The following is a 24,444-nucleotide window of genomic DNA, read 5'->3' as shown; positions in this document are numbered from 1 at the left end:
ACATAATGTTTGTCGATCAGGTCAAGATATATGTAAAAGGCGGCGACGGGGGCAACGGGATGGTTGCGTACCGCCGTGAAAAATATGTACCGGACGGAGGTCCTGCAGGCGGCGACGGAGGCAAGGGAGCAAACGTCGTGTTCGAAGTGGATGAAGGCTTGCGCACCCTCATGGATTTCCGGTATCAGAGACATTTTAAAGCAGACCGCGGAGAGCATGGCATGTCTAAAAATATGCATGGCCGCAATTCGGAGGAAATGATTGTCAAGGTTCCGCCTGGCACGGTCGTTATGGATGACGATACGAAGCAGGTGCTAGCGGATCTGACAGAGCACGGCCAGCGTGCAATCATTGCCAGAGGCGGAAGAGGGGGACGCGGAAATACGCGTTTTGCTACCCCGGCCAACCCGGCACCGGAGATTGCTGAAAATGGCGAGCCGGGTCAGGAGCGCTATATCGTCATGGAGCTTAAGCTGCTTGCTGACGTCGGTCTCGTCGGTTTCCCAAGTGTAGGGAAATCGACCCTGCTATCTGTCGTATCGGCGGCTAAACCGAAAATTGCCGACTATCATTTTACGACGCTCGCTCCAAACCTTGGAATGGTTGAAACCCAGGATGGACGCAGCTTTGTTATGGCAGATTTACCGGGCTTGATTGAAGGGGCCCATTCAGGGATCGGACTGGGGCATCAGTTCCTCCGCCATATCGAGAGGACAAGGGTTATTGTCCATGTGATCGATATGTCCGGGCTTGAAGGACGGGATCCTTACGAAGACTATTTAACAATAAATGAAGAGCTGAAACAATACAATCTCCGCCTGACGGAGCGCCCTCAAATTATTGTCGCCAACAAAATGGACATTGCAGAAGCCGAAGAAAACCTGAAAGCTTTTAAAGAAAAGCTTCAGGAGGATTATCCGGTGTTTGCTGTGTCAGCGGCAACGAGAGACGGGATTCGCGATTTGCTGTTCACAATAGCGGATACACTTGAAGACACACCGGAATTCCCTCTTCACGAGGAAGAGGAAGATCCAGGCGTGCACCGGGTTGTTTACACGCTTGAAGAAGAAGAAATTCCGTTTGTCATCACCAGAGACAGTGCAGGTGTTTTTGACGTTACAGGTGAAAAAATCGAACGTCTATTTAAAATGACAGATTTCAGCAGGGAAGAATCGAGCCGCCGCTTCGCCCGCCAGCTTAGAAGCATGGGAGTGGACGAAGCTCTCCGCAAAAGAGGGGCAAAGGACGGAGATACGGTCAGATTGCTTGATTACGAATTTGATTTTGTTGACTGAGAAACGAAAGAATGTCCAGGCAAATTGCCTGGACATTGTACATATTGAGTAAATCACGAGGTTCCGCGGGTCCTCTCGTGCTGTCCTTTTCTTCACTTACTTTTTTCCAGGAGGAGTGATAGGGTTGAAAGAAGAAACGTTTTTTCTCGTCCGTGAAGACGTCCTTCCAGAAGCGATGAAAAAGACGCTGGAAGTAAAAAAAATGATGGAGAGGGGAAAGGCAGGCTCCGTAGCTGAAGCGGTTCAGCGAGTAGACCTCAGCCGCAGCGCCTTTTATAAATACAGAGACGCTGTTTTCCCATTCCATACAGTCGTAAAGGAAAAAATCATTACCTTGTTCTTTCAGCTTGAAGACCGCTCCGGAACGCTGTCGGAGCTGCTTGGGATTGCCGCCGGTGCAGGCTGCAATATTCTGACCATTCATCAGACCATTCCGCTTCAGGGCAGAGCGAACGTAACCCTGTCGTTGAATATTAACGGAATGAATGTAGATATCAACCAATTAATATCCCGCTTTAAAAAAATGGAGTTTGTCGAAAAAGTAGAGATTCTTGGATCAGGCGCTTAAGGAGAGTTGGTACTATTGAGTTATCGCATTGGATTTTTAGGACCTGAAGCAACGTTTACCCATTTGGCCGTTTCAACATTTTTTCATTCACAAAACATCCAAATTCCTTATGCGACCATTCCTGCATGCATGGATGCGGTTGCTGATGGTGACGTGGATTTTGCTATTGTTCCCCTTGAAAATGCGATTGAAGGATCCGTTAATCTGACGGTGGACTACCTGGTTCATGAACAGCCTCTGCACATTGTCGGTGAATTGGTCGTACCCATCAGCCAGCACTTTATGGTTCATCCTGATCGGGCAGGCGCATGGGAAAAAGTTGAGCGAATCGTCTCCCATTCCCATGCGATTGCCCAGTGCCACAGGTATCTGCATCAGCAATTTCCAAGCGCTGAGCACTCCCATGCTGCTTCTACAGGAGCAGCTGCCCAGTATGTGAGCTCCCATCCCGAGGAAAACGCGGGAGTGATTGCGAACGAAATGGCTGCGGAAGTCTATGGTTTATCCATCGTTAAGCGGGATATTCATGACTACAGCTACAACCATACGCTTTTCGCCATCCTGCACCCGGCAATGGATGAAAAGCCTCCGACTTTGCCCGGCTACGAAGCCAAGGATAAAACTACGGTCATGGTTACGCTGCCCTCCAATCAGTCCGGAACGCTGCATCAGGTCCTTTCTGCCTTTTCCTGGAGAAAGCTGAATATGTCCAAAATTGAATCCAGACCGATGAAAACCGGGCTTGGCAATTACTTTTTTATCATTGACTTAGAGCATGCAATGGACAGCGTGCTGATTCCGGGAGCTGTGAATGAGCTTGAAGCTCTTGGCTGCGGTGTTAAAATTCTTGGAAGCTATAAAGCGTTTTACGCGTAAAAGAAGCTGAACCGGACTGTCCGGTTCAGCTTCTTTATTTTCTGGTGCTTTTCGATTCGCTTCAGGTAAAGGCTTCTATCCGCATTTTACCCCATGTACCAATAGATTGTGTGCCTGCCGCACAATCCGCTTAATCTTTAATAAGGAACCCTGCTTCGTCCAATGCATTGCACACTTCATCCAGAATGTCCTCCGAATCTGCAGAAATGGTATGCATGTGAACTCCTTCTGTCAGCTGGGAAAGGTAAAAGGACTGGGTGTTTTTGATTTTTGCAAGGAATTCATCCGCTTCCTTGCGGCTGTGCACCAAGATGGAGGCTGTTATATCTCCATATACGGGGTGCTCAACGGATACATCCTTTACAGCGGCTCCGAAATCGACAATTATTTTTAATTCCTCTTCCGTCCGTTCTGGAGGATGAGAGCAGGCGATCAGGCGCTCGGCGGCTTTCCTGGGTGCATGCTGGAGCATATACACGTATCCCTGGCTGGTGGCTACAATTGGTTCGGACTTTGCTTTTAAAAGGGAGATATCCTGAACGATTACCTGACGGCTGACATTCATTTCTTTAGCAAGCCCGCTCCCGGTTATAGGAGCAGGGCTTTTTTTCAGCAATTGCAAAATGCGCTCCCGGCGCTCATCCCCGTATATCTTTGAATTCAAAGGTGATTCATCCTTTCCGCTCCGGAACATGCTGCCGATAATATGGCTTCCAGTTTCTCTAAATGGGCAAGCGCCGTGCCTTCTCCGGCTGAGACCCTGATAAAACAATGAGCCTCCTCTTCCGGAATACCCAGCGCAAGAAGGGCGGGAGGCGGGTGCGTCATACCGGCGTGGCAGGCGCTTCCTGTCGATACAGCAATGCCCATCTGGCTGCAGGCCAGCATCGCATACTGCCCCTCACGATGAGAGAGCAGGATGCCGGTGATTCCCGGCAGCTGAAATTCCGGTCTTGCCGCTTCAACTATTTTTCCAAGCTTCGTATGGTTCACGAAAGTGGTTAAATGCTTTCTGTATTCTCTCATCTTCGTCCATTCTCTGTCCATATGCTTCATCGTTTCCATTGCCGCCACTGCAAAAGAAACGGCCCCCGGCACGTCCGCTGTGCCGGGACGGAAGCCTCCTTCGTGGGCTGTCCCTTCAATAACAGGCCTCCATCTTGCTTCTGGCGTAATATAAGCCGCCCCCATTCCTTTAGGACCTCCAATTTTGTGAGCCGAGATGGATACTGCACTCAGCCCCCACTCCTCTGCTGGAATGGGAATTTTCCCGAACGTCTGTACGCAATCCGAGTGAAACAGGATGCTGCTGCGCTGAGCAAGCCTGCTGATTTCTTTAATATCATGAACAATTCCGGTTTCTGAGTTCGCATGCTGGACCGTAATGAGCGCTGTGCGGCTGGATAGATGGGGTTCCACCTCAGCAGCTCCTATATGGCCATTTTCGCCTGGAAGCACCTTCCTTATGACATATCCGGATTTGCTTAAATCATCCAGATACGTACGGATGGAAGCATGCTCCATTCCCCCTGACACGATCTCGTTTTTATAAGTGTCTGCTCCGTTTAGAAGGGAGCGGATTGCAAGTGTATTCGCCTCACTACCACTGCCGGTGAAATAAAGCCCTTTTGCTTCCCCTCCCAGAAAAGAAGCAATTTTCTTCCTTGAGGCATTGAGCCATTCAGCAGCCCGGCCCCCATCTTCATGAAGGCTCTGGCTATTGCCGTAAACGGTTTTCGCCGCTTTTGCATATGCATCAACCGCCTGCTGCCGCATAGGGGCTGTAGCTGCGTAATCCAAGTAGATCATATAGGGGTTCCTCCAATTAAAAAACTCTTGTGCTTATTTTAAAATTATGTAAAGATAAGTGTCAAGACACATGTAAAGTAAGGTGAAACTATGCAGCAAACTGATGTGCTGATTGTCGGAAGCGGCATCGCAGCTTTAGCCGTTGCTTATTATATTTGTGAAGGATTGAACGTAACCGTTGTCACGAAAGGCAAGCTTCATGATGGAAACTCCGCTATGGCTCAGGGAGGCATTGCAGCAGCCCTTGCAGAGGACGATTCATGGGAGTTTCATTTAGCTGATACAATGCAGGCTGGAGATGGCCATACAAACCCCCATGCAGCTGAAATGCTCGCTAAAGAGGGAGAAAAGCTTATCCGTGACTTGATTTCAATGGGTTTGCCGGCAGACAGAACGAGCTGCGGCAGCCTTGCGCTTGGCAGGGAAGGGGCCCACCGCATTAATCGGATCATTCATGCAGGGGGAGATCAGACAGGGAGGGCGGCTGTTGGATTCCTCGCAGAGCAAACGAGAAGCAAGGTAAAGATCCTTGAAGGGATGATGGTATCAGAGCTTCTCGTAAAGGATGGAAGCTGTTACGGTGTGCGCGCTGTGGATTTGGAGGGAAGACAGCATTCCATTTACAGCTCGGCCGTGGTTCTTGCCACTGGAGGCTGCGGAGCGCTATACAGCTATACCTCTAACCATAAAAACAGCACGGGGGATGGCATCGCCCTCGCCTATCAGGCAGGGGCCATTTTGTCGGATCTCGAGTTCGTGCAGTTCCATCCTACGATGCTTTACCGGAACGGAAGGACGGAGGGGTTAATATCCGAAGCTGTCAGAGGGGAAGGCGCTTTTCTTCAGGACACATCAGGACGAAGACTGATGAAGCAAGCCCATCCTCTTGCCGATCTGGCACCGAGGGATGTGGTGGCAAGAGAAATTTTCCGCACCATTCAGAAGGGAGAACAGGTTTTTCTTAACATCAAACCAATTACCGGCTTCCAGAAGCGGTTTCCAAACATCAGCCGGATGTGTACGGAGCAAGGAGTGAATCTGTCAGAAGGATTGATACCTGTCATGCCGGGCATGCATTTTGCGATGGGCGGCGTCCAGACGGACCTTGCCGGCAGAACGAGTATTCACCGCCTTTACGCAGCAGGTGAAGCAGCTTGTAATGGCGTACACGGTGCAAACCGGCTGGCCAGCAATTCCCTTCTCGAAGGGATCGTATTTGGGAAAAAAATAGCGGAGGATCTTTTCCTCCTTCCGCCTCTTCCTTCCTTTCCTGAAAAACCTGCCCGCTTCACTTCAGTACAAACCTATCCAGCTACAAAACAAGAGGTAGCGGAGATGATGGACCGCTTTGCCGGCATTGAAAGAGACGGAGAGGGTTTAACGTATTTATCCGGCTGGTTCAAGAAGCTTAAGCTTGAGGCAAGGGATGCCGGCCAACTGACCCATGAAACCATGGAGCTTGCCAATATGATCACTGCAGGAGAACTTATTGCCCGTGCAGCCCTCGAAAGAACGGAAAGCAGAGGCTGTCACTTCAGGTCGGATTTTCCTGAAAAACAGACAGAGTGGACCCGCCGGAAAATCAAATGGCAACCAAATAAAAAAGCTTTAGAGGTGAATCGATGAATCCGCTTAAGGTAAAAGAGGCTCTTCGGCAATTTTTAATCGAGGATCTTGGGGATGGAGATGTGTCCTCAAACGGAATATTTTCGCATTCTGACCGTGGAGAAGCTGTTATAACGGCGAAGGAAAACGGGATTTTTTCAGGAGAAATGGTATTGAAAATTGTTTTTTCGATGCTTGACGGGCAGGCCGGAATCAGGATTTTTAAAAGAGACGGCGAGCAGGTCGAAAAAGGGGAAGCGGTCGCCATCATTTCAGGCAGCATTCCTTCGATCCTCGGTGCAGAGCGAACCGGGTTGAACCTTATTCAAAGAATGAGCGGAATTGCTACAGCCACAAGGAATGCCATCCTATTGCTGGACAGTCCTGAAACGCTTATTTGTGATACCAGAAAAACAGCACCCGGACTGCGGATGTTTGATAAATACGCTGTAAAGTGCGGCGGCGGACGAAGCCACAGAAACGGACTCTATGATGCGGTCATGATAAAGGACAATCATATTTCATTTGCCGGAAGTATCCGGAAGGCGGTCAGCAAAGTAAAAAACAGAATCGGCCATACCGTTAAAATTGAAGTGGAAGTTGAAACTGAATCCCAGCTTTTAGAGGCGATTGAGGCAGGGGCTGACATTATTATGTTTGACAACCGTTCGCCTGAAGAAATAAAAAGATTTGCTGAAATGACTCCTTCGTCCATTATTACTGAAGCATCCGGAGGAATTACTCCCGAAAATCTTCACAAGTACAAAGGAACAGGGGTCAACTTCATCTCGCTCGGATACTTAACACATTCAGTCAAGGCGCTGGATTTCAGCCTGCTGATGAAATAGGGGGATTAAAAAGATGAATCTACTGGATGAATTGCATGAGGAGGCTGTTTCGCTTATTCCGCCTGTCTATGCGGAGCTTCCCTCAGAAGAAATGGAAAAGAAAATCTGGAAAATAAAAAAAGAGCTCGGCAGCAGGCTTTTTATTCCAGGCCACCACTATCAAAAAGATGAAGTGATCCAGTTCGCTGATTGCACAGGGGATTCCCTGCAGCTTGCACAGGCGGCAGCTGAAAACAAAGAAGCCGAACACATTGTCTTTTGCGGTGTGCATTTTATGGCGGAAACCGCGGATATGCTGACAGAAAGCCGTCAGAACGTCTATTTGCCTGATATGAGAGCAGGCTGTTCCATGGCAGATATGGCGGATATTCAACAAACAGAGCGCGCTTGGGAGCAGCTGACAGCACAGTTCGGGGATACGATTATCCCGTTAACCTATGTCAATTCAACCGCCGCTATAAAAGCGTTTGTCGGAAGAAATGGCGGGGCTGCTGTCACATCTTCCAATGCAGCAAAAATCGTGGCCTGGGCGCTGAAGCAAAAGAAACGGATCCTTTTCCTGCCGGATCAGCACCTTGGCAGAAATACAGCTTTTGATCTCGGCATTCCGCTCAAAAACATGGCAGTCTGGAATCCGGTGAAGGAAACCCTTGAATACGAAGGAAATCCAGAGGAACTAACGATTTTGCTTTGGAAGGGGCATTGCTCTGTCCATGAAAAGTTCACCGAAAAAAACATTGCCCATATCAGGAATACCAAACCCGAGATGAAAATCGTTGTCCATCCGGAGTGCACTCATGAAGTCGTTCAGCTATCAGACATGGCAGGGTCGACCAAATACATTATCGACCAAATTTCAAAAGCAGAGCCTGGTTCAAAGTGGGCTGTCGGAACCGAAATGAATCTCGTCAGCAGATTAATCGCCACTCATCCGGATAAGGAAATTGTCTCCCTGAATCCTTATATGTGCCCTTGCCTGACGATGAACAGGATTGACCTGGCGCATTTGCTATGGTCTCTTGAATCGATTGCTGAAGGGAAAGAAATCAACCGGATCAAAGTCAGCGTCGAGGTTACCAGACACGCTGTACTCGCATTGAACAGGATGCTTTCCATTTAGGCATCGGAAAGGCTATAAACCAGCCTCTCGGATAAAAAGTTATCAGCCCGCAATGGTATGCGGGTTTTATTTATTTTTTGAAAAACGGTTCTGCCGGTCAGGAGCTGATCAGGGCACGAGCGGATAAAATTTCATAAAAAGTGGCACATCTGTCACGGTTTCTGCGTTTTATAATAGGGAAGTTTCCGAAGGGGAAAAACTTGCAGGCAAGGGCGGGTATTTTCAAGAAAGGCATATTCGCTCTCTTTTGTGCATAACTTGTGGTGAAGAATAACGGCAATTAGCCTGTATGCTTTTACTATACAGTTAATGCATAGGAGGGGGAACCTTTGAAAATCCATATCGTTCAAAAAGGGGATACATTGTGGAACATCTCGAAAAAATATGGTGCTGACTTCGAAGAACTAAAAAAGATGAACTCTCAATTAAGCAATCCCGATTCCATAATGCCCGGTATGAAAATTAAAGTGCCGACTGGAAGTGTTCCGGTTAAAAAAGAGGCTCAGATTAACTTCAATCCGAAAAAAGAAATGCAAATGCCACCGAAGGAACAGCCGGTTCAGCAGCCTGTTAAGGAAAAGCCAAAAGAGGTTCAGCCGGTTGAAGAGCCGAAAAAAGAAAAGCCAATAACTCCTTTCATGCCAAAAATGCCTAATATTCCGCAGCCTGTTTTCCCTGAAATGGACATTAACAATTACTATATGGTGAACATGTCGATGCCGCCAAAACAGCCGCAGCTTCCTCCGAAGCCAGCCAACGTTATGCCTGAGATGAAAAAGCCGGCAAACGTCATGCCGGAAATGAAGAAGCCGGCAAACGTCATGCCGGAAATGAAGAAACCAACAAACGTCATGCCGGCCATGAAAAAACCGGAGGAGAAGCCAGCAGAAAAACAAGCTGCCAAACAAGATGCACAAAAGGCACTTTCACCAGCCAAGAAAGAGGAGGCAACAAAGAATATGGAGAAAATGCCTAATATGCCTTATTCCGCTCCTGCGGGAGTGGCAGGAGCCATGCAGCCATCTATGCAGCAGCCGATGTATGGTGGTCCTGGATACGGAATGCAGGCTCCGATGTACGGATATGGCTATCCTATGCACCATCATCACCATTGTCCACCCCCGCCAATGCCATATTGGTGCTACCCATCCCCGCCGATGATGCCGTATGGAGTGGCAGGAGCCATGGATGAGAATATGCCGAATGTGATGGGTGCGATGGATGAAAACATGCCAAACGTGATGGGCGCCATGTCCCCGAATATGCCAAACGTTATGGGTGCCTTCGAGAACCAGCCAAACGTGATGGGCGCCATGTCTCCCAACATGCCGAATGTGATGGGTGCGATGTCTCCGAACATGCCAAACGTGATGGGGTCCATGTCTCCGAACATGCCGAACGTGATGGGTGCGATGGATGAAAACATGCCAAACGTGATGGGCGCCATGTCCCCGAATATGCCAAATGTGATGGGTGCGATGGATGAAAACATGCCGAATGTAATGGGTGCTCAAAGCATGCCGCAAATGATGCCGCAAATGGGGTATTCTCCATACCCTCCAGGATGCACTCCTTCGTCGCCGGTCATGCCGGGTTCCGGTTTTGGTCCTGGTGTGATGGGTGCTTACGGAGGTTATATGCCAAACGTAATGGGCGCCATGGATGAGAATATGCCGAACGTGATGGGTGCGATGTCTCCAAATATGCCGAACGTGATGGGTGCCATGTCACCTAACATGCCGAACGTGATGGGCGCTATGGATGAAAACATGCCGAACGTAATGGGTGCGCAGCAAGGAAAAGGCCAGCCCATGACCGGCGGCGCGTACGGCCAAATGCCTCAGGATTGCGGATGCGGAACACCAGGTATGCAGGGACAGGGCTACGGAATGCAGCCTGGATACGGACCGATGTTTGGCCGCCCTGAATTCTACAATGGGGAAGAAGATTAAGAAATCTTTACTAGATGCTTTGAAAAGGTACGATACCATAAACAGGGAGACGCATTCCAGCGTTTCCCTGTTTATATTTAGGGGAGTCTGGCTTGGAAGATGATAACAAAATCTGTACCCAACGGAAGGGAGCTATCAGCCCCGAAATGTAAGAAAGCAAGGAAAAAAGGGACAGGAAGACCGGGCTGTAGATGATAAAAATCCGCCAGATAATTATACGGCAGCCGATTGGTTCTGGAGAGAACTGTCAAGATTAAAACATTCTGTTCAGCACAAGCTAACCAGGAGCATGTATGCTCAATTGGTCAAAAACAGGGGGTTGTCATCTTGATAAAAAAGACCATTCAATTCGGATCTTTAGCTCTTCTGACTGCAGGGGTGCTGGGCGGCTGCGGAAATAACGATGATAATGCAATGAATTACAATGACAACATGCAGCCTATCGGAATGTACTCAAATGAACATGACGGCAGAGGGAGAGACCATGCGGATAACGAAGGTCCGATTACGGAAATGATGGACGGAGACAGAAATGACCGCCCCGATAGAGGAATAAACGAACGGGGAATGAATAACCTGACGGTTCCCATCGCTGACAATCATGGTGATGGAAACGGGTATTACTCAGATAATGAACAGAAAATAGCCGATAAAGTGTCCAAAAAAATTGCCGGCATGCCGAATGTCGACGATGTTCGAACGATTGTCACAGAGGATAACGTGGTAGTCGGTGTGGATACCAGTGATGTGAATGATAAGAATGCTAAAAATGCCATCATAAAGGAAACGAAAAAGATGGCAGAAGGCAAAAATGTTGACGTTTTCACAGATGAAGGCTCATTTGACCGTCTCGTGCAGATCGATAACGATATAAAAGGCGGAACAGACCGCAAAAGCATTGATGCCGACATCCAGGAATTTATGAAGAATACCGGAAAAACGATTGAGCGTACGCTTAATCCAAACCGGTAAAGTCAGGGGTTTATTCCCTGGCTTTTTTATTTTCCGGGTTAATTTGACGGGGAATGGCAACAATATAAATGCGGCAATCATGGATGATTTTTCTAGGGATGAAGATACCTGCCTGTGAATTTTATTAATTGAACGTGAGGTGGCTTCAATGGCCAAATGGATGATTTATGTATCAATGATGCTTCTCACTCTCTTTTTGTCTGTTCCGCCTGAATCTGCGTTCGCTCAGGCTGACCGCCTAAAGGTGGATTTTGAAAGAACGTACTTAGATGGGGAAGTAAGCATTGAAACAAAGGAAGAAACGGTTCGGAACATTAAATCTCTCATGGCCCGGGACAGCGGATGGACTGTGGAGAGGCACAGCGGACAGTCCATCCTATTAAGAAAAAAAATCAACGATATATCCCCGCTGATGAAAGCAAATGGGTATTTTGGTTTGGACAACGAAGGAATACTGACTATTTATGACGGGAAGCCGGATGAAGCCGTGAAAGTCATTCAGTCCTTCTACCAGATTGATGTTGGGAAACTGGAAACGAGAAGACATTGCGAGCTCGAAAACGGGATCAGGGTTGAAAGCAGAAACCGTTACTTAAAAGTCATTGAAACCTTCAGGAATTACGGCACTCCCCCTGCAAAAAAATAGCTGTTCCGCCTGCATAAGCAGGTTTTTTTGTTTTTCTCCTCATTTAACACAGCGACTGCCGGAATTCCGGACATATGGAACGTTCTTGTTCTTGGCCTGCCTGTTTTATGGTACAATGAGGTACAGTTGCAAAGAGGTGAACAGTGTGATTGAATTTGTACGCGGGAGGATTGACTTTATCTCCCCTGAATATATTGTGATCGACCATAACGGGATCGGCTATAAAATTTTTGCTCCGAATCCATTTGTTTATACCAACGGCGCGGAAACCGTCATCTATACATACCAGCATGTCAGAGAAGATATTCTTGCCTTGTACGGTTTCAGATCAAGAGAAGAAAAAGCATTGTTTACAAAGCTTTTAAATGTTACGGGCATAGGACCTAAAGGGGCGCTGGCCATTCTTGCAACCGGAGATCCTTCAAGCGTTGTACAGGCTATCGAATCCGAGGATGAAGCCTTCCTCATTAAGTTTCCGGGAGTGGGAAAAAAGACGGCAAGACAAATTATCCTTGATTTAAAAGGAAAGCTCGGAGATGTGGCACCGGCTTTTTCTCCATCTTTGTTTACCCATGAAATGTACGCCGAAAAAGATGATTCAGCCAAGGCTTTATCAGAAGCCGTTGAAGCGCTTAAAGTCCTTGGCTATGCGGAGCGGGAAATCAGCAAGGTCATTCCGGCTTTAAAAGATGAGCCGCTGACCACAGACCAGCTCGTAAAAAAAGCATTGCAAAAGCTTTTAAAGTAAGGTGATGACCATGAATGACCGGCTTGTTTCCGGGAGTGCTGAAAATGAAGAGCAATATTTGGAGCTCAGCCTTCGCCCGCAAAGACTTAGTCAGTATATCGGGCAGGAAAAGGTAAAAGAGAACCTTGATATTTTTATCCAGGCAGCAAAAATGCGCGAAGAAACACTCGACCATGTTCTTCTGTATGGTCCGCCCGGATTGGGAAAAACGACCCTTGCAGCTATTATTGCCAATGAAATGGGGGTCAATCTCCGGACCACGTCCGGACCGGCCATTGAAAGGCCTGGAGACCTGGCAGCGATCCTAACCGCTCTTGAGCCGGGTGACGTCTTATTTATAGATGAAATTCACAGGCTTCACCGTTCGATAGAAGAGGTGCTGTATCCGGCCATGGAGGATTTTTGTCTGGATATCGTTATCGGCAAAGGGCCGGATGCGAGATCTGTGAGGCTTGACCTTCCTCCTTTCACGCTTGTGGGAGCTACCACAAGGGTAGGGCTGCTGACCGCGCCATTAAGAGACCGCTTCGGTGTCCTGAGCAGACTGGAGTATTATACGGAGACGGAGCTTTCTGAAATTGTTAACCGTACCTCGGATATTCTGCAGATCGGGATTGATCCGCCCGCTTCAGCAGAAATCTCAAGAAGATCCAGGGGGACTCCCAGGATTGCCAACCGTCTGCTTAGAAGGGTCCGTGATTTCGCACAGGTTCTCGGCAGGGATGCCATATCGGAAGAACTGGCATCAGAGGCTCTTGAAAGGCTTCAGGTTGACCGGCTTGGCCTTGACCATATTGACCATAAGTTTCTGACCGGGATCATTGAAAAGTATAAGGGAGGTCCGGTCGGCCTTGATACGATATCTGCGACCATTGGAGAAGAATCACATACCATTGAAGATGTTTATGAACCATATCTTTTACAAATAGGGTTTTTACAAAGAACATCCAGGGGAAGAATGGTAACCGAAGCGGTTTACAGACATTTTAACCTGGAGGTTCCGGAGCATGACTGAAATGCCTAAACTGCTGATGATTATTGGAGGAGTTCTTTTTGCAGCCGGCCTGTTTATGCAGGCGGTGGGAAAGCTGCCGGGCGATTTAGTCTTTAAAAAGGGCAATACCACCTTTTTCTTCCCGATTGCCACCTCCATTATCATCAGTATCCTGCTGACCGTCCTTTTTTCTATTTTTGGGCGATTTAAATGACAACAGAAAAACAGGTGATAACATGAAAGTAGATCTATTTGATTTTAACCTTCCGGAAGAACTGATTGCCCAGGTTCCCCTTGAAAAACGGGATGCTTCCAGACTGATGGTGCTTGACAAACACTCTGGAACCATCAATCATGGGACGTTCCCTGACATTTCAAGCTATTTAGAGCCTGGTGACTGCCTTGTGCTGAATGATACCCGGGTGCTTCCAGCCAGACTTTTTGGAATGAAAGAAGACACTGGCGCCAAAATAGAGGTTTTGCTTCTGAAGCAGGCTGAAGGGGACACTTGGGAAACGCTGATTAAGCCTGCAAAACGTGTGAGAGAAGGAACGATTATAACGTTCGGGGACGGAAAACTCACGGCAAAGTGTGTAGAGGAACAGGAGCACGGAGGCAGGACGCTGCACTTTTCGTACGACGGTATTTTTTACGAGGTTCTCGAGTCGCTCGGTGAAATGCCGCTGCCTCCATATATAAAAGAGCAGCTTGACGACCGCGAGCGCTACCAGACAGTTTTCTCCAGGGAAGCAGGATCCGCAGCAGCCCCTACAGCCGGACTCCATTTCACAGAGGAGATCTTAAACGGCTTGCAGGAAAAGGGAGTTTCAGTAGCCTATATTACCCTGCACGTAGGTCTTGGAACCTTTCGTCCAGTCAGCGCAGAAACGGTGGAAGAGCATGAAATGCATGCGGAATTTTATCAGATGACAGAAGGAACAGCCCGTTTGCTGAACGAAACAAAAGCAAACGGCGGCCGCATCATTTCAGTAGGAACCACTTCAACGCGGACACTCGAAACCATCGCTTCAGCCCATGAAGGAACGTTCAGAGAAGAAAACGGATGGACCAGCATCTTTATTTATCCGGGCTATGAGTTTAAAGCAATAGACGGAATGCTCACAAACTTCCATCTCCCCAAATCATCTTTGATTATGCTCGTCAGTTCACTAGCGGGCAGGGAGAATGTATTGCGGGCCTATGAAACGGCAGTAAGCGAACGATACCGGTTCTTCAGCTTCGGGGACGCCATGCTGATCCTGTAAAACGAGAAGCATAAGCTTTATAATCAATTAAATTAGGATAGACTGAATAAAAGGCAGTACACAGAGGAGGAGAGACGGTGACAGCTTCATCATCACCGATACGGTACGAATTTATAAAAACATGCAAACAGACAGGTGCGAGACTCGGAAAGGTCCATACTCCCCACGGCTCATTTGATACACCTGCCTTCATGCCGGTCGGAACACTGGCTACAGTAAAAACAATGTCTCCTGAAGATTTAAAAGAGATGGGTTCCAATATCATCTTGAGCAACACCTACCATCTTTGGCTTCGCCCTGGCAATGAGATTGTCAGAGAGGCAGGCGGCCTTCACAAATTTATGAACTGGGACCGGGCTATTTTAACGGATTCAGGGGGATTTCAAGTATTCTCCCTGAGCGAATTCAGGAAAATCGAAGAAGAAGGCGTCCATTTCCGAAATCATTTAAATGGGGATAAACTTTTTCTCTCGCCTGAAAAAGCGATGCACATCCAAAATGATCTCGGCTCCGATATTATGATGGCTTTCGATGAATGTCCCCCGTATCCAGCTGAGTACGATTACATGAAAAAATCTGTTGAGCGGACTAGCCGCTGGGCAGAACGATGCCTGAATGCGCATGGCCGGCCGAATGACCAGGGCCTCTTCGGAATCATTCAGGGCGGAGAATATGAGGAATTACGGAAGCAGAGTGCCAAAGATCTTGTGTCGCTTGATTTTCCCGGTTACGCAGTCGGCGGTCTATCGGTTGGTGAACCGAAGGATGTCATGAACCGTGTTCTGGAATTTACCACTCCCTGGATGCCTGATAACAAACCGCGCTACCTGATGGGGGTCGGTTCACCGGACTCACTCATAGACGGTGCGATCCGCGGGATTGACATGTTTGACTGCGTACTCCCAACCCGCATTGCCCGAAATGGAACACTGATGACGAGCACAGGGCGGCTGGTAGTCAAAAATGCGAAATATGCAAAGGATTTCGGTCCAATTGATGAAAACTGCGATTGCTACACATGCAAAAATTACTCGCGCGCCTACATTCGCCATTTAATCAAATGCGAAGAGACTTTTGGTATCAGACTTACGTCTTATCATAATCTTCATTTTCTGTTAAAATTAATGGAGCAAGTTAGACAAGCGATTCGAGAAGACCGTCTTGGCGATTTCAGAGATGAGTTCTTTGAACAATATGGATTCAATAAACCGAACGCTCGCAACTTCTAATTCTTGAAAGGGGTGAAATGTAAATGGGTAATTCAATGACTACGATCCTATCACTGGTTTTAATGTTCGCGATTTTTTATTTCCTGCTGATTCGTCCGCAGCAAAAACAGCAAAAAACTTTCCGCGAAATGCAAAGCAGCCTGCAAAAAGGCGATAAAATCGTAACAATCGGCGGCCTTCACGCTACTATCGAATCAATCGATGAAGAAAAAGCCGTACTTAAAACGGGCGAAGGTTCCCGTTTAACCTTCGAACGGAGAGCCATCCGTGAAGTAAAAGAAAAATCCGTCCTACATAAAACAGAGGAAGCTTAATGCTTTCTCTGTTTTTTTTTGAGTTTCAGGTACTTAGGATGAACCGTGGAATGTGCGGGAAGCAGCATGGCTGGAAAACGTGAAGGCAGAGCAGGATGCGTGGGAAAACAGTGTAAAGAGTAAACATCCGCTGTCAAACACGCGTTCCGGTGAAATGCCCTGCAGCAATCAAAAGCCCCCGGCTGCCGGGGGCTTACTGAACCTTTAATCCGATGACAGGTTGACCCCGATCATTCCGCCCAGCATCGCCATGCCGAGGAAGCCTGCATGGTAGAGGAGCTGCATTGGTTTCATGGAAGAGCCAAAACCGAGAAACTGAAATAGTACAATGATCAGTGTAAAGCACAAAGCAGTAATTCCACCAAGAAGCCAGCCGCGTTCTTTGCCTTTACCGCCTGCAATGAAACCGCCGATGAAAAGAGTAATAAATGAGAGGGCAAGCAGAATCCATTGAATGGAGCTTTCCGTCATCCCGGTAAATTTGAGAAGCAGTGAAAAAATCACACTGATAAGGATGGCGCTTGAGAAAATAACGGCTAATCCGCTTAATATTGCTTTTCCCCATTTTTTTGTTTCCATAATAAGCATCTCTCCCTTTTGGCGCATGCTTGTTTATGCTCGTCTAGTGTAAAGGTATTCTTCTGCATGCAGGTTTAGAATCAATTCATGTAAAAAAGCCGCATGGTTTGCCATGACCAGTACAAACTATTAGGAGCATAATTGCGAAGGGAGGGGCATTGGTGGAAGTTTATCTGATTATCATTGCCCGTACGGCGCTGCTGTATTTTTTAATCATTTTTATTTTCCGGATGATGGGGAAACGGGAAATCGGCGAACTGAGCATTCTCGATCTCGTCGTATTTATTATGATTGCAGAGCTTGCTGTGACGGCCATAGAAGACCCTAAAGCCCCGCTGCTTAACTCGGTCATATCCATGCTTTTCCTGCTGGTCATTCAATACATTCTTGCTAAACTTTCACTTAAAAGCGAGAAAGTCAGACAGCTGATCGATGGGAAGCCGACCATTATCATCAATAGAGGGAAGATTGATGAGAAAGCGATGAAATCGCAGAGGTACAATTTTGATGACTTAATGACCCAGCTCCGTGAAAAAGATGTGCGCAGCGTTTCAGATGTAGAGTTTGCCATCCTTGAGACATCGGGGAAGCTGAATGTTTTTAAAAAAGAAGAAGGCAAGCCGATGCAGCCACTTGAATTGGCGCTGATTATTGATGGGGAAATTCAGCCCGGCCACCTTGAAAAGACAGGGAAAACGGAGCTATGGCTAAGGCAGGAGCTCCGCAGGCTGGGCTATCCTGAAGTACAGCATATTTCTTTTTGTTCGTTTTCAAACGGAGAGCTTTATGTGGATCTTTCGAATGTATAATCATCGGGATGAAGGAATCCATTTAGCCAGTGTCCGCCCTAAAAAAGGAACGCGCTCCAGCTCTTCTTTTAGCACGAGTTTTAGCGTCAATAAGATGAACAGGTAGATCAGGCAGCAAAGAGTTAAAGCTAGTAAAAGTCCGGTTAGAAGGCCGAACTGTTCGAGCCAGCTATAATAAGCGTAATAGCTGATAATTCCTGTGATGGCCATTGCAAACAAACTGTTAACATATTCTTTTACATAAATCGTCAGGGCGACGACCTTAATGACCGTTGCAAGATGAAGAAGGGTTACGGTCATGATTCCAATGACAATCGCTAAAGCGGCCCCTTTTATCCCCATTTCCGGACGTGAGGCAAGCAGAAAAATCAGGGCGGTTTTGACGGCTGCTCCGATCAGGCTGTTAATCATCGCTGCTCCCGCTAAATTCAGAGCCTGAAGAACGGCCTGCAGCGGGCCTTGAATATAGTTGAAAATAAAAAATGGGGCCATAAGCTTAACGAACACGGCGGCATCCTTATTTCCGTACATTCCTTCCATCAGCGGTTCGGCGAATACATATAAAACGACAGCTGCAAGTCCCCCTGTTACAAGCGAAAGTCTCAGGGCCTGACGGAGTCTATGCTCGACAAGCTTCTTTTTTCCCTGTGCCATTGCCTCGCTGATCGCCGGTACGAGTGAAGTTGAAAGGGATACGGTAACAAAAGAAGGCAGCATAAGCAGCGGGAGCGCATATCCTGTCAGCCCTCCATACTGGCTCGTAGCAGCCGCCGCGCCAATCCCCGCGATGGCCAGGCTTTGTGCGACGACAATCGGTTCGAAAAACCATGATACTGACCCGATCAGCCTGCTTCCCGTAGTCGGCACCGCTATTTCCATTAAATCGTTTAGTGTGCTTTTTCCGGCCTTTACAGACTGAAAGAAGTTTTTCCGGATTTTTATTTTCTTTTTTCTTTTAAACATGATAAACAGGTAGAAAAGGGAGACAAGCTCACCTATTACCGCAGAAAACATGGCCCCGGCTGCGGCGTATTCGATGCCGTATGGAAGGAACGCAGTAGTAAATACAGCGATGAGAGAAATCCGTACAATCTGTTCAAGCACCTGGGAATAGGCTGCCGGCTTCATGTTCTGCTTCCCCTGGAAATACCCCCGCAAAACAGAGGAAATGGCTACTATCGGAACGACAGGCGCTACCGCGATCAGAGGATAATAGGTTCTGGGATCAGTAAAAAGGTGATTGGATAAAAAAGGAGCCGATAACAAGATCAATGGTGTAAAGAGAAGGCTTAAGGTTCCCGTCAGAGCGAGAGAAACAGCTAATATTTTTTTGACGCGTCTCTGGTCGCCTCGGGCATCTGCTTCTGCCACAAGCTTGGATATGGCAACAGGAAGGCCAAATTGAGTAATCGTGATAATTAAAACGAGAGTGGGAACGGCCATCATATAAAGGCCGACCCCTTCCTGCCCCACGAATCTCGCAAGGACAATTCTGTTAATAAATCCAAGAACCCGGGTGACGAGTCCTGCGGCAATTAGAATGATCGTTCCCTTTAAAAAAGTTTGCTTGGACATTTCCTTCCCTGCCTTCTCAAATAGCTTGTTTTCATATACAATTACTATATGACTGTCAGATGGCCAAGCATGACAAGTTTACGAATAAAGGCCTATCGTACGGCAAAATAAAACTGAAATGCTTTGGCAAAGGAGCGTGCGCAAATGGAGAAACATCCTGCAGAACTGTACAGGCATCATGTCAGGCCATTTATGAAAAGCAAGCTGGAAGAGTTTGCAGTACTCGGCTATGATCAGGTCTCAGAGCAGGAATTATGGACATACTTAGTGAAAAAGAAGTGGAAAACAATCAGCAAAGATGAAGAAATAGCAGTACATAAAATGGTGAGCGGCATCATGTCTGTCAGAGCAGGTGAATTCATGAATTATGCAGCCGTCGAATCATATAAGACACCTAACTGGTTCGGCAGTGATGAGGGCAGCAGAATGCTGGATGAACTGCTTTAATGGATAGGTTCAGGTAGCTAAGGAGGATACATAATGATTAAGCGGGGGCGCATCCTTGCGTTTTTTTTCATAACAATATTAATAGGGGTTATCATCGGATTCAGAACGGATGAGGTAACAGGAAATATCCCGAAAGGCCTTGACCTGCAAGGCGGGTTCGAGGTTCTTTATGATGTAAAGCCTGCGAATAAAGGGGACGTTGTTGACAGAGAAGCGTTAGTCAGCACAGTAAGAGCCCTGGAAAACCGGGCAAACGTGCTTGGTGTAAGTGAGCCGAATATACAAATCGAAGGCGAACGGATCCGGGTTCAGCTTGCCGGGGTGGAGGACCAGAATAAAGCCCGTGAAATTCTCTCAACCGAAGCAAAGCTTACGTTCCGGGATGTGGAGGACAAGGAATACTTGAACGGGTCAGACCTTGTCCAGGGGGCGGCAAAGCAAACGTTCGATCCAAATTCCAACGAGCCGGTCGTTTCTGTCAAGCTTAAGGACCAGAATAAATTTAAAGAAACGACTGCTGAAATTTTTTCAAAGCAGCCTCAAGGAGAAAATCAGCTGATCATTTGGCTCGATTATCAGTCTGGGGACAAGTATAAGGAAGAAAGAACAAAGGAGAACCCGAAATATCTTTCTAATCCGAATGTAAATGAAGTGCTGGACACTTCAGACGTCATCATTTCCGGCCAATTTTCAATAAAAGAAGCCCAGGAGCTTGCCAATTTATTGAATGCTGGATCTCTTCCTGTGCAGCTGGACGAGACGTACTCGACATCTGTTGGAGCTAAATTCGGGGAAGAAGCCCTGAACACAACAGTTCTTGCAGGCATTATCGGGGTATCGGTCATTTTTGTGTTTATGCTCTTTTATTACAAACTGCCCGGTGCAGTTGCGGTTATCACGCTGAGCGCCTATATTTTCCTTATTCTTCAAATTTTCGACTGGATGAACGGAGTCCTGACTTTGCCGGGAATCGCAGCCCTGATTCTTGGGGTAGGGATGGCGGTCGACGCCAACATCATCACGTATGAGCGGATTAAAGAAGAGCTTAAGCTCGGCAAGTCGGTCCGCTCGGCATTTAAGTCCGGAAACAGAAGATCCTTTATGACGATCCTGGATGCGAACTTAACAACGATGCTGGCCGGAGGCGTTCTCTTTTTCTTTGGAACCAGTGCTGTTAAAGGGTTTGCGACCATGCTTCTTGTCAGTATTACAGCGAGCTTTATCACAGCTGTGTTCCTTTCGAGAATCCTGCTTTCCCTTCTTGTGGAAAGCCGCTGGCTGGACAAAAAGAAATCATGGTTCGGCGTCAAAAAGAGCCAGATGCTTGAAATTTATGAGACAGATAAATATACAGATGCCCCAACCCGGTTTGATAAAGTGGATTTTCTTAAATACAGAAATGCCTTTTTCGCATTCTCAGGGATCACCATCGCAGCGGGAATCGTTATCTTGCTTCTATTCAAACTGAATCTCGGCATTGACTTTACGAGTGGAACCAGGGTGCAAATCAGTTCGGATCAGCCGCTGACTGCGGAACAGGTTGAAACGGATCTGAAGGAATTAAACATGGAAGCAAGCGAAATTGTGCTTGCAGGAAACAACAATGAAACAGCTGTTGCCCGTTTTGCTGGGGTTTTGGATAAAGAGGAAATTGCTGAACTGAAAACTCAGATTACTTCCAGATACGGACAGGAGCCTGGGGTCAGTACCGTTTCACCTGAAGTGGGAAAAGAACTGGCCAGAAATGCCCTGTATGGAATCCTGATTGCATCCGTCGGCATAGTCCTTTATGTAGCGGTAAGATTTGAATGGCGGATGGGAGTTGCTTCGATCGCAGCGCTCCTTTACGATGCATTTTTTATCATTGCCATCTTCAGCTTAACCCGGCTCGAGGTTGAGCTAACCTTTATCGCAGCCATTTTAACGATTGTCGGATATTCCATCAATGATACGATCGTTACGTTTGACCGGATCAGGGAGCTTTACAAAAAAACGAAGGTACGCTCTGTCGATGATCTAAAAACGATTGTCAACAAAAGCCTGCAGCAGACCTTCACCAGATCCATCAACACGGTGCTCACAGTAGTGTTCACTACAGTAGCCCTGCTGATTTTCGGAAGCGAAGCAATTCGGAACTTCTCCATCGCGCTTCTCATCGGATTAATTTCAGGAGCCTATTCCTCTATCTTCATTGCAGCCCAGCTGTGGCTTATCATGAAAAAGAGAGAATTCTTGAAAAAGAAAGATGAACAAACGAAAGAAATTCATTCCAACCAGCATCCAGAGGTGTAAGCCAAGAAGCTATCAGAAGAAAAAACAGGGAGGCGCATTCCAGCGCTTCCCTGTTTTTTTACTTGAATGCGGCATGCCAGCTGGCATGTGAAAGCCCGGTGACGGCAACCAGGAGGCTCACCGCCAGCCTGCATGAGGGAGTCCTGAAGCGGAAATCACCCTAAACAATAATTTTATTTATTTGTTTTGCTGGGAGACTTTCTTCCTGGGTTGCGGTTTCCCTGCTGTCTGCGGTTTGCTTCATCTTTTTCCTGCCGCTCATGCAGATCTTTGACAAATTCGCTCGTCTTTTCCATTATCATTCAGCACCTCCCTGTTGAAGGATCTCTAAACTAATATGTCCTTATTGAAAAAAATTAGAGAGGGAATGAATGGTTGTGCTCATTCAATTACTTGGAAGGGGATATGATAAGAGGAAGCATCCATGCTGGAGGAGGGCGGTTAAAACGGAGAAAGAGCGATTTAAAAAAGTGCAGATTGCAGCAGCGGCAGGAATTGCCGGAAATCTGCTGCTCGCTGTTTTAAAAGGAGTTATAGGGTTTATTTCTGGAAGTAAAGCACTCATTGCTGATGCGGCGATGTCTGTGACAGATGTAGCCGGTTCTGTCGTGGTCCTGTTCGGGATCAGGCTGGCCAAAAAACCGCCCGATAAGGATCATCCGTATGGCCATGGAAAAGCGGAGTCCATTGCAGCAGTAATTGTTGCCGTATTACTCGCTCTTGTAGGCTTTGAAATTGGAAAGACCTCGTTTGAAGCTTTCTTCAAACCGGCAAAGGCCCCTTCACCGATTGCAATCGCAGCGGTTGTGGCCGCGATCTTTATTAAAGAACTCATGTTTCAATACAATTACAGACTGGGTAAAAGATTGAAGAGTGATGCTCTTATTGCAAACGCCTATGACCATCGCTCGGATGTATTTGCCTCTATTGCTGCCCTGCTGGGGATTGCCGGATCCATTGCAGGCTCATGGTATAATGTGAACTGGCTTTTATATGCAGATCCATTTGCAGGTGTCGCTGTCTCCATGCTCGTTCTTTTTACCGCCTGGAAAGTAGGGAGTGAGGCGATTCATGCTTCGCTTGACCACGTCATGCATGAAGAAGATACAGCCGAAATGAAAGAGACCATTTTACAAGTAGAGGGTGTAAAAAGGATTGACGAATTGTTTGCAAGGGAACATGGGCATTATGCAATTGTGGATGTGAAAATCTCTGTAGACAGCTTCCTCACAGTGAAAGATGGGCATGATATTGCCATTAACGTAAAACGTGCCCTGATTGAACATGATGGAGTCCAAAATGTATTCGTTCATGTCAATCCATATACCTCTTAAAAAGGAGGAATCCAATTGCAAAAGCAATGGAGCTTATTTTTAGTCATGTTTTTCGCACTTATTGTTGCCGTTTTTGCGGTTATAAATGTTGAAGCGGTGGAAGTGGATTATTTATTCGGGCAGGCGCAATGGCCGCTGATTCTCATCGTTTTAGGCTCCGTACTAATGGGAGCTCTAATGGCGGGGTACACTGGGATGAGCAGAATCCGCTTTCTAAAAAAAGAGAATAAAGCACTGAAAAAAGAATTAGAAGAGCGGAAACGTTCATCACCGCATAGTGCAGAAACCCAACCTGCAGATGCCGTACGTGCTGAGGATTCTCTTCCAAGCCGAAAAGAAAGAAAACATGCAAGTGAATAAAAACAACAGATAAAGCATTAAAAAAGAGCGGCGAGGAAACCGGGCTTAGCTCAGACCCTGTGCCGTGATTCCAAACCGGATTGCGTCACTCCCGTAAGAGGATAGTTTAAAGTGCTCAGAGCAGTGGCTCAGAGCACTTTTTTTGCCGTGTGTTCCGATTTTCCGCTGTCCCCCGCGCGTTCTAGTGAAGCTGGCGGTTCAGAACTTGATCCAGGCGCGGCATCTCGCTTGTGCTCCTGCTCATTTCTTTCGAAACATTTAGCTGTGAAGCCCGGAATATGGCAGCTTGGAAGAGTGAAAGATTGTGTTATGGCGCAGTTTTCAAGTCTCATTTTTGATAAATCGGTTTCTCCATGTCCATTGTGCGGGACAGGAGGGAGGTGCCGTCTACGGTTCAGCTGTATTGGAGGTTTTAAAGCTGCTCCTGGTAGCCAATGAGCAGGGTATCGGCCGGGTGTTGTTGCATATCGGTAGAAACTCATTTAAATCGGCCGAACTTCATATAGATCGGCCGAAACCCATTTATATCGACCGAAATTCATATAAATCGACCGAACCGCATATAAATCGACCGAAACTCATTTAAATTGGCTGAAACCCTTTGAAATCGGCCGAAACCCGCTTAAATTGGCTGACCTTCATATAAATCGACCGATACTTGCTTAAATCGGCCGGGTTTTGGTAAAGTCCATATAATTGTGTAAATAGAAAAAGGGTCATATCACCCTCATGTTACAATGTTTTCGACCAAGAAAAAATGTAATGGAGGATGAATATGACCCAGATTAATCTTACCCTAAATGTGGA

General features: G+C 47.1%; 25 protein-coding genes. 20 read left to right on the top strand and 5 right to left on the bottom strand.

Annotated features, from left to right (window positions below; genetic code table 11):
- Positions 1–5 precede the first annotated feature (5 nt).
- The 3 genes from obgE to pheA all read left to right on the top strand — a co-directional run bounded on the left by obgE (position 6) and on the right by pheA (position 2,739).
- Positions 6–1,295: a GTPase ObgE gene (gene obgE / locus ACQCVE_RS06420; RefSeq protein ID WP_426843769.1), complete on the top strand. Its 1,290-nt coding sequence runs from the start codon at positions 6–8 to the stop codon at positions 1,293–1,295.
- A gap of 118 nt (positions 1,296–1,413) precedes the next feature.
- Entirely contained in the window at positions 1,414–1,863 is a 450-nt protein-coding gene (locus ACQCVE_RS06415; RefSeq protein ID WP_426843814.1) for an ACT domain-containing protein, read from the top strand.
- Positions 1,864–1,878: 15 nt separating this feature from the next.
- A complete protein-coding gene (pheA, locus tag ACQCVE_RS06410) occupies positions 1,879–2,739 on the top strand; it encodes a prephenate dehydratase (RefSeq protein WP_426843770.1) in 861 nt (286 codons plus the stop codon).
- A gap of 130 nt (positions 2,740–2,869) precedes the next feature.
- On the opposite strand, the gene ACQCVE_RS06405 is transcribed toward pheA, so the two are convergent.
- Together ACQCVE_RS06405 and ACQCVE_RS06400 are read right to left on the bottom strand one after the other, a co-directional pair.
- Positions 2,870–3,403 (bottom strand): transcription repressor NadR, encoded by a 534-nt coding sequence (locus ACQCVE_RS06405; RefSeq protein WP_426862158.1) that lies wholly within the window; start codon positions 3,401–3,403, stop codon positions 2,870–2,872.
- Entirely contained in the window at positions 3,400–4,548 is a 1,149-nt protein-coding gene (locus tag ACQCVE_RS06400) for an IscS subfamily cysteine desulfurase (protein ID WP_426843772.1), read from the bottom strand. The genes ACQCVE_RS06405 and ACQCVE_RS06400 overlap by 4 nt, the downstream gene beginning before the upstream one ends.
- A gap of 90 nt (positions 4,549–4,638) precedes the next feature.
- On the opposite strand from ACQCVE_RS06400, the gene nadB reads away from it, so the two are divergent.
- From nadB to yajC, 12 genes are all read left to right on the top strand, one after another.
- Positions 4,639–6,174, top strand: coding sequence for an L-aspartate oxidase (nadB, locus tag ACQCVE_RS06395; protein WP_426843773.1), 1,536 nt, complete (start codon positions 4,639–4,641; stop codon positions 6,172–6,174).
- Positions 6,171–7,001, top strand: a complete 831-nt coding sequence (gene nadC / locus ACQCVE_RS06390; protein ID WP_426843774.1) for a carboxylating nicotinate-nucleotide diphosphorylase — start codon at positions 6,171–6,173, stop codon at positions 6,999–7,001. The genes nadB and nadC overlap by 4 nt, the downstream gene beginning before the upstream one ends.
- A gap of 13 nt (positions 7,002–7,014) precedes the next feature.
- Positions 7,015–8,121: a quinolinate synthase NadA gene (nadA, locus tag ACQCVE_RS06385; RefSeq protein ID WP_426862156.1), complete on the top strand. Its 1,107-nt coding sequence runs from the start codon at positions 7,015–7,017 to the stop codon at positions 8,119–8,121.
- A 329-nt stretch (positions 8,122–8,450) separates the two neighbouring features.
- A complete protein-coding gene (gene safA / locus ACQCVE_RS06380) occupies positions 8,451–10,073 on the top strand; it encodes a SafA/ExsA family spore coat assembly protein (RefSeq protein WP_426862155.1) in 1,623 nt (540 codons plus the stop codon).
- 327 nt (positions 10,074–10,400) lie between these two features.
- A complete protein-coding gene (locus tag ACQCVE_RS06375) occupies positions 10,401–11,045 on the top strand; it encodes a YhcN/YlaJ family sporulation lipoprotein (RefSeq protein WP_426862153.1) in 645 nt (214 codons plus the stop codon).
- Positions 11,046–11,193: 148 nt separating this feature from the next.
- Positions 11,194–11,691: a BofC C-terminal domain-containing protein gene (locus ACQCVE_RS06370; protein WP_426843778.1), complete on the top strand. Its 498-nt coding sequence runs from the start codon at positions 11,194–11,196 to the stop codon at positions 11,689–11,691.
- Positions 11,692–11,836: 145 nt separating this feature from the next.
- Positions 11,837–12,439 (top strand): Holliday junction branch migration protein RuvA, encoded by a 603-nt coding sequence (gene ruvA, locus ACQCVE_RS06365; RefSeq protein WP_426843779.1) that lies wholly within the window; start codon positions 11,837–11,839, stop codon positions 12,437–12,439.
- A gap of 10 nt (positions 12,440–12,449) precedes the next feature.
- On the top strand, positions 12,450–13,454 hold the full coding sequence (ruvB, locus tag ACQCVE_RS06360) for a Holliday junction branch migration DNA helicase RuvB (protein WP_426843780.1): 1,005 nt from the start codon (positions 12,450–12,452) through the stop codon (positions 13,452–13,454).
- On the top strand, positions 13,447–13,647 hold the full coding sequence (locus ACQCVE_RS06355; RefSeq protein WP_426843782.1) for a DUF2905 domain-containing protein: 201 nt from the start codon (positions 13,447–13,449) through the stop codon (positions 13,645–13,647). Before ruvB ends, ACQCVE_RS06355 begins: the two co-directional genes overlap by 8 nt.
- Positions 13,648–13,669: 22 nt before the next feature.
- The gene (gene queA / locus ACQCVE_RS06350; protein ID WP_426862151.1) at positions 13,670–14,698 is read left to right on the top strand and encodes a tRNA preQ1(34) S-adenosylmethionine ribosyltransferase-isomerase QueA; all 1,029 of its coding nucleotides are present in this window, start codon (positions 13,670–13,672) and stop codon (positions 14,696–14,698) included.
- A 77-nt stretch (positions 14,699–14,775) separates the two neighbouring features.
- Complete coding sequence (gene tgt / locus ACQCVE_RS06345; protein ID WP_426843784.1) at positions 14,776–15,927, top strand: tRNA guanosine(34) transglycosylase Tgt; 1,152 nt, start codon at positions 14,776–14,778, stop codon at positions 15,925–15,927.
- Between the two features lie 23 nt (positions 15,928–15,950).
- A complete protein-coding gene (yajC, locus tag ACQCVE_RS06340) occupies positions 15,951–16,241 on the top strand; it encodes a preprotein translocase subunit YajC (RefSeq protein ID WP_426843785.1) in 291 nt (96 codons plus the stop codon).
- Positions 16,242–16,445: 204 nt separating this feature from the next.
- Here yajC and ACQCVE_RS06335 read toward each other — a convergent pair whose 3' ends face one another.
- A complete protein-coding gene (locus tag ACQCVE_RS06335; protein ID WP_426843815.1) occupies positions 16,446–16,823 on the bottom strand; it encodes a TIGR04086 family membrane protein in 378 nt (125 codons plus the stop codon).
- A 158-nt stretch (positions 16,824–16,981) separates the two neighbouring features.
- Here ACQCVE_RS06335 and ACQCVE_RS06330 point away from each other — a divergent pair, with 158 nt between their 5' ends.
- Complete coding sequence (locus tag ACQCVE_RS06330) at positions 16,982–17,629, top strand: DUF421 domain-containing protein (protein ID WP_426862149.1); 648 nt, start codon at positions 16,982–16,984, stop codon at positions 17,627–17,629.
- Here ACQCVE_RS06330 and spoVB read toward each other — a convergent pair whose 3' ends face one another.
- The gene (spoVB, locus tag ACQCVE_RS06325; RefSeq protein ID WP_426843787.1) at positions 17,630–19,204 is read right to left on the bottom strand and encodes a stage V sporulation protein B; all 1,575 of its coding nucleotides are present in this window, start codon (positions 19,202–19,204) and stop codon (positions 17,630–17,632) included.
- Positions 19,205–19,348: 144 nt separating this feature from the next.
- Here spoVB and ACQCVE_RS06320 point away from each other — a divergent pair, with 144 nt between their 5' ends.
- Both ACQCVE_RS06320 and secDF read left to right on the top strand, forming a co-directional pair.
- Entirely contained in the window at positions 19,349–19,651 is a 303-nt protein-coding gene (locus tag ACQCVE_RS06320; RefSeq protein WP_426843788.1) for a post-transcriptional regulator, read from the top strand.
- Between the two features lie 36 nt (positions 19,652–19,687).
- Positions 19,688–21,943, top strand: coding sequence for a protein translocase subunit SecDF (gene secDF, locus ACQCVE_RS06315; protein ID WP_426862365.1), 2,256 nt, complete (start codon positions 19,688–19,690; stop codon positions 21,941–21,943).
- Between the two features lie 173 nt (positions 21,944–22,116).
- Here secDF and ACQCVE_RS06310 read toward each other — a convergent pair whose 3' ends face one another.
- The gene (locus ACQCVE_RS06310; protein WP_426843789.1) at positions 22,117–22,245 is read right to left on the bottom strand and encodes a DUF4023 family protein; all 129 of its coding nucleotides are present in this window, start codon (positions 22,243–22,245) and stop codon (positions 22,117–22,119) included.
- A gap of 69 nt (positions 22,246–22,314) precedes the next feature.
- On the opposite strand from ACQCVE_RS06310, the gene ACQCVE_RS06305 reads away from it, so the two are divergent.
- Both ACQCVE_RS06305 and ACQCVE_RS06300 read left to right on the top strand, forming a co-directional pair.
- Positions 22,315–23,277 (top strand): cation diffusion facilitator family transporter, encoded by a 963-nt coding sequence (locus ACQCVE_RS06305; protein WP_426862147.1) that lies wholly within the window; start codon positions 22,315–22,317, stop codon positions 23,275–23,277.
- Positions 23,278–23,292: 15 nt separating this feature from the next.
- A complete protein-coding gene (locus ACQCVE_RS06300; RefSeq protein WP_426843791.1) occupies positions 23,293–23,637 on the top strand; it encodes a LapA family protein in 345 nt (114 codons plus the stop codon).
- The last annotated feature ends 807 nt before the right edge of the window (positions 23,638–24,444 follow it).

The sequence above is a fragment of the Metabacillus sp. 113a genome (genome assembly GCF_050107635.1).
Classification (GTDB): domain Bacteria; phylum Bacillota; class Bacilli; order Bacillales; family Bacillaceae; genus Metabacillus_B.
This window is presented reverse-complemented; position numbering and strand designations above follow the sequence as displayed.

Coding starts and splice junctions, on each gene's coding strand:
- obgE (WP_426843769.1), top strand. CDS start 6: ATGTTTGTCGATCAGGTCAAGATATATGTAAAAGGCGGCGACGGGGGC.
- ACQCVE_RS06400 (WP_426843772.1), bottom strand. CDS start 4,548: ATGATCTACTTGGATTACGCAGCTACAGCCCCTATGCGGCAGCAGGCG.
- nadB (WP_426843773.1), top strand. CDS start 4,639: ATGCAGCAAACTGATGTGCTGATTGTCGGAAGCGGCATCGCAGCTTTA.
- nadC (WP_426843774.1), top strand. CDS start 6,171: ATGAATCCGCTTAAGGTAAAAGAGGCTCTTCGGCAATTTTTAATCGAG.
- nadA (WP_426862156.1), top strand. CDS start 7,015: ATGAATCTACTGGATGAATTGCATGAGGAGGCTGTTTCGCTTATTCCG.
- ACQCVE_RS06370 (WP_426843778.1), top strand. CDS start 11,194: ATGGCCAAATGGATGATTTATGTATCAATGATGCTTCTCACTCTCTTT.
- ruvB (WP_426843780.1), top strand. CDS start 12,450: ATGAATGACCGGCTTGTTTCCGGGAGTGCTGAAAATGAAGAGCAATAT.
- ACQCVE_RS06355 (WP_426843782.1), top strand. CDS start 13,447: ATGACTGAAATGCCTAAACTGCTGATGATTATTGGAGGAGTTCTTTTT.
- queA (WP_426862151.1), top strand. CDS start 13,670: ATGAAAGTAGATCTATTTGATTTTAACCTTCCGGAAGAACTGATTGCC.
- yajC (WP_426843785.1), top strand. CDS start 15,951: ATGGGTAATTCAATGACTACGATCCTATCACTGGTTTTAATGTTCGCG.
- spoVB (WP_426843787.1), bottom strand. CDS start 19,204: ATGTCCAAGCAAACTTTTTTAAAGGGAACGATCATTCTAATTGCCGCA.
- ACQCVE_RS06320 (WP_426843788.1), top strand. CDS start 19,349: ATGGAGAAACATCCTGCAGAACTGTACAGGCATCATGTCAGGCCATTT.
- ACQCVE_RS06310 (WP_426843789.1), bottom strand. CDS start 22,245: ATGATAATGGAAAAGACGAGCGAATTTGTCAAAGATCTGCATGAGCGG.
- ACQCVE_RS06305 (WP_426862147.1), top strand. CDS start 22,315: ATGGTTGTGCTCATTCAATTACTTGGAAGGGGATATGATAAGAGGAAG.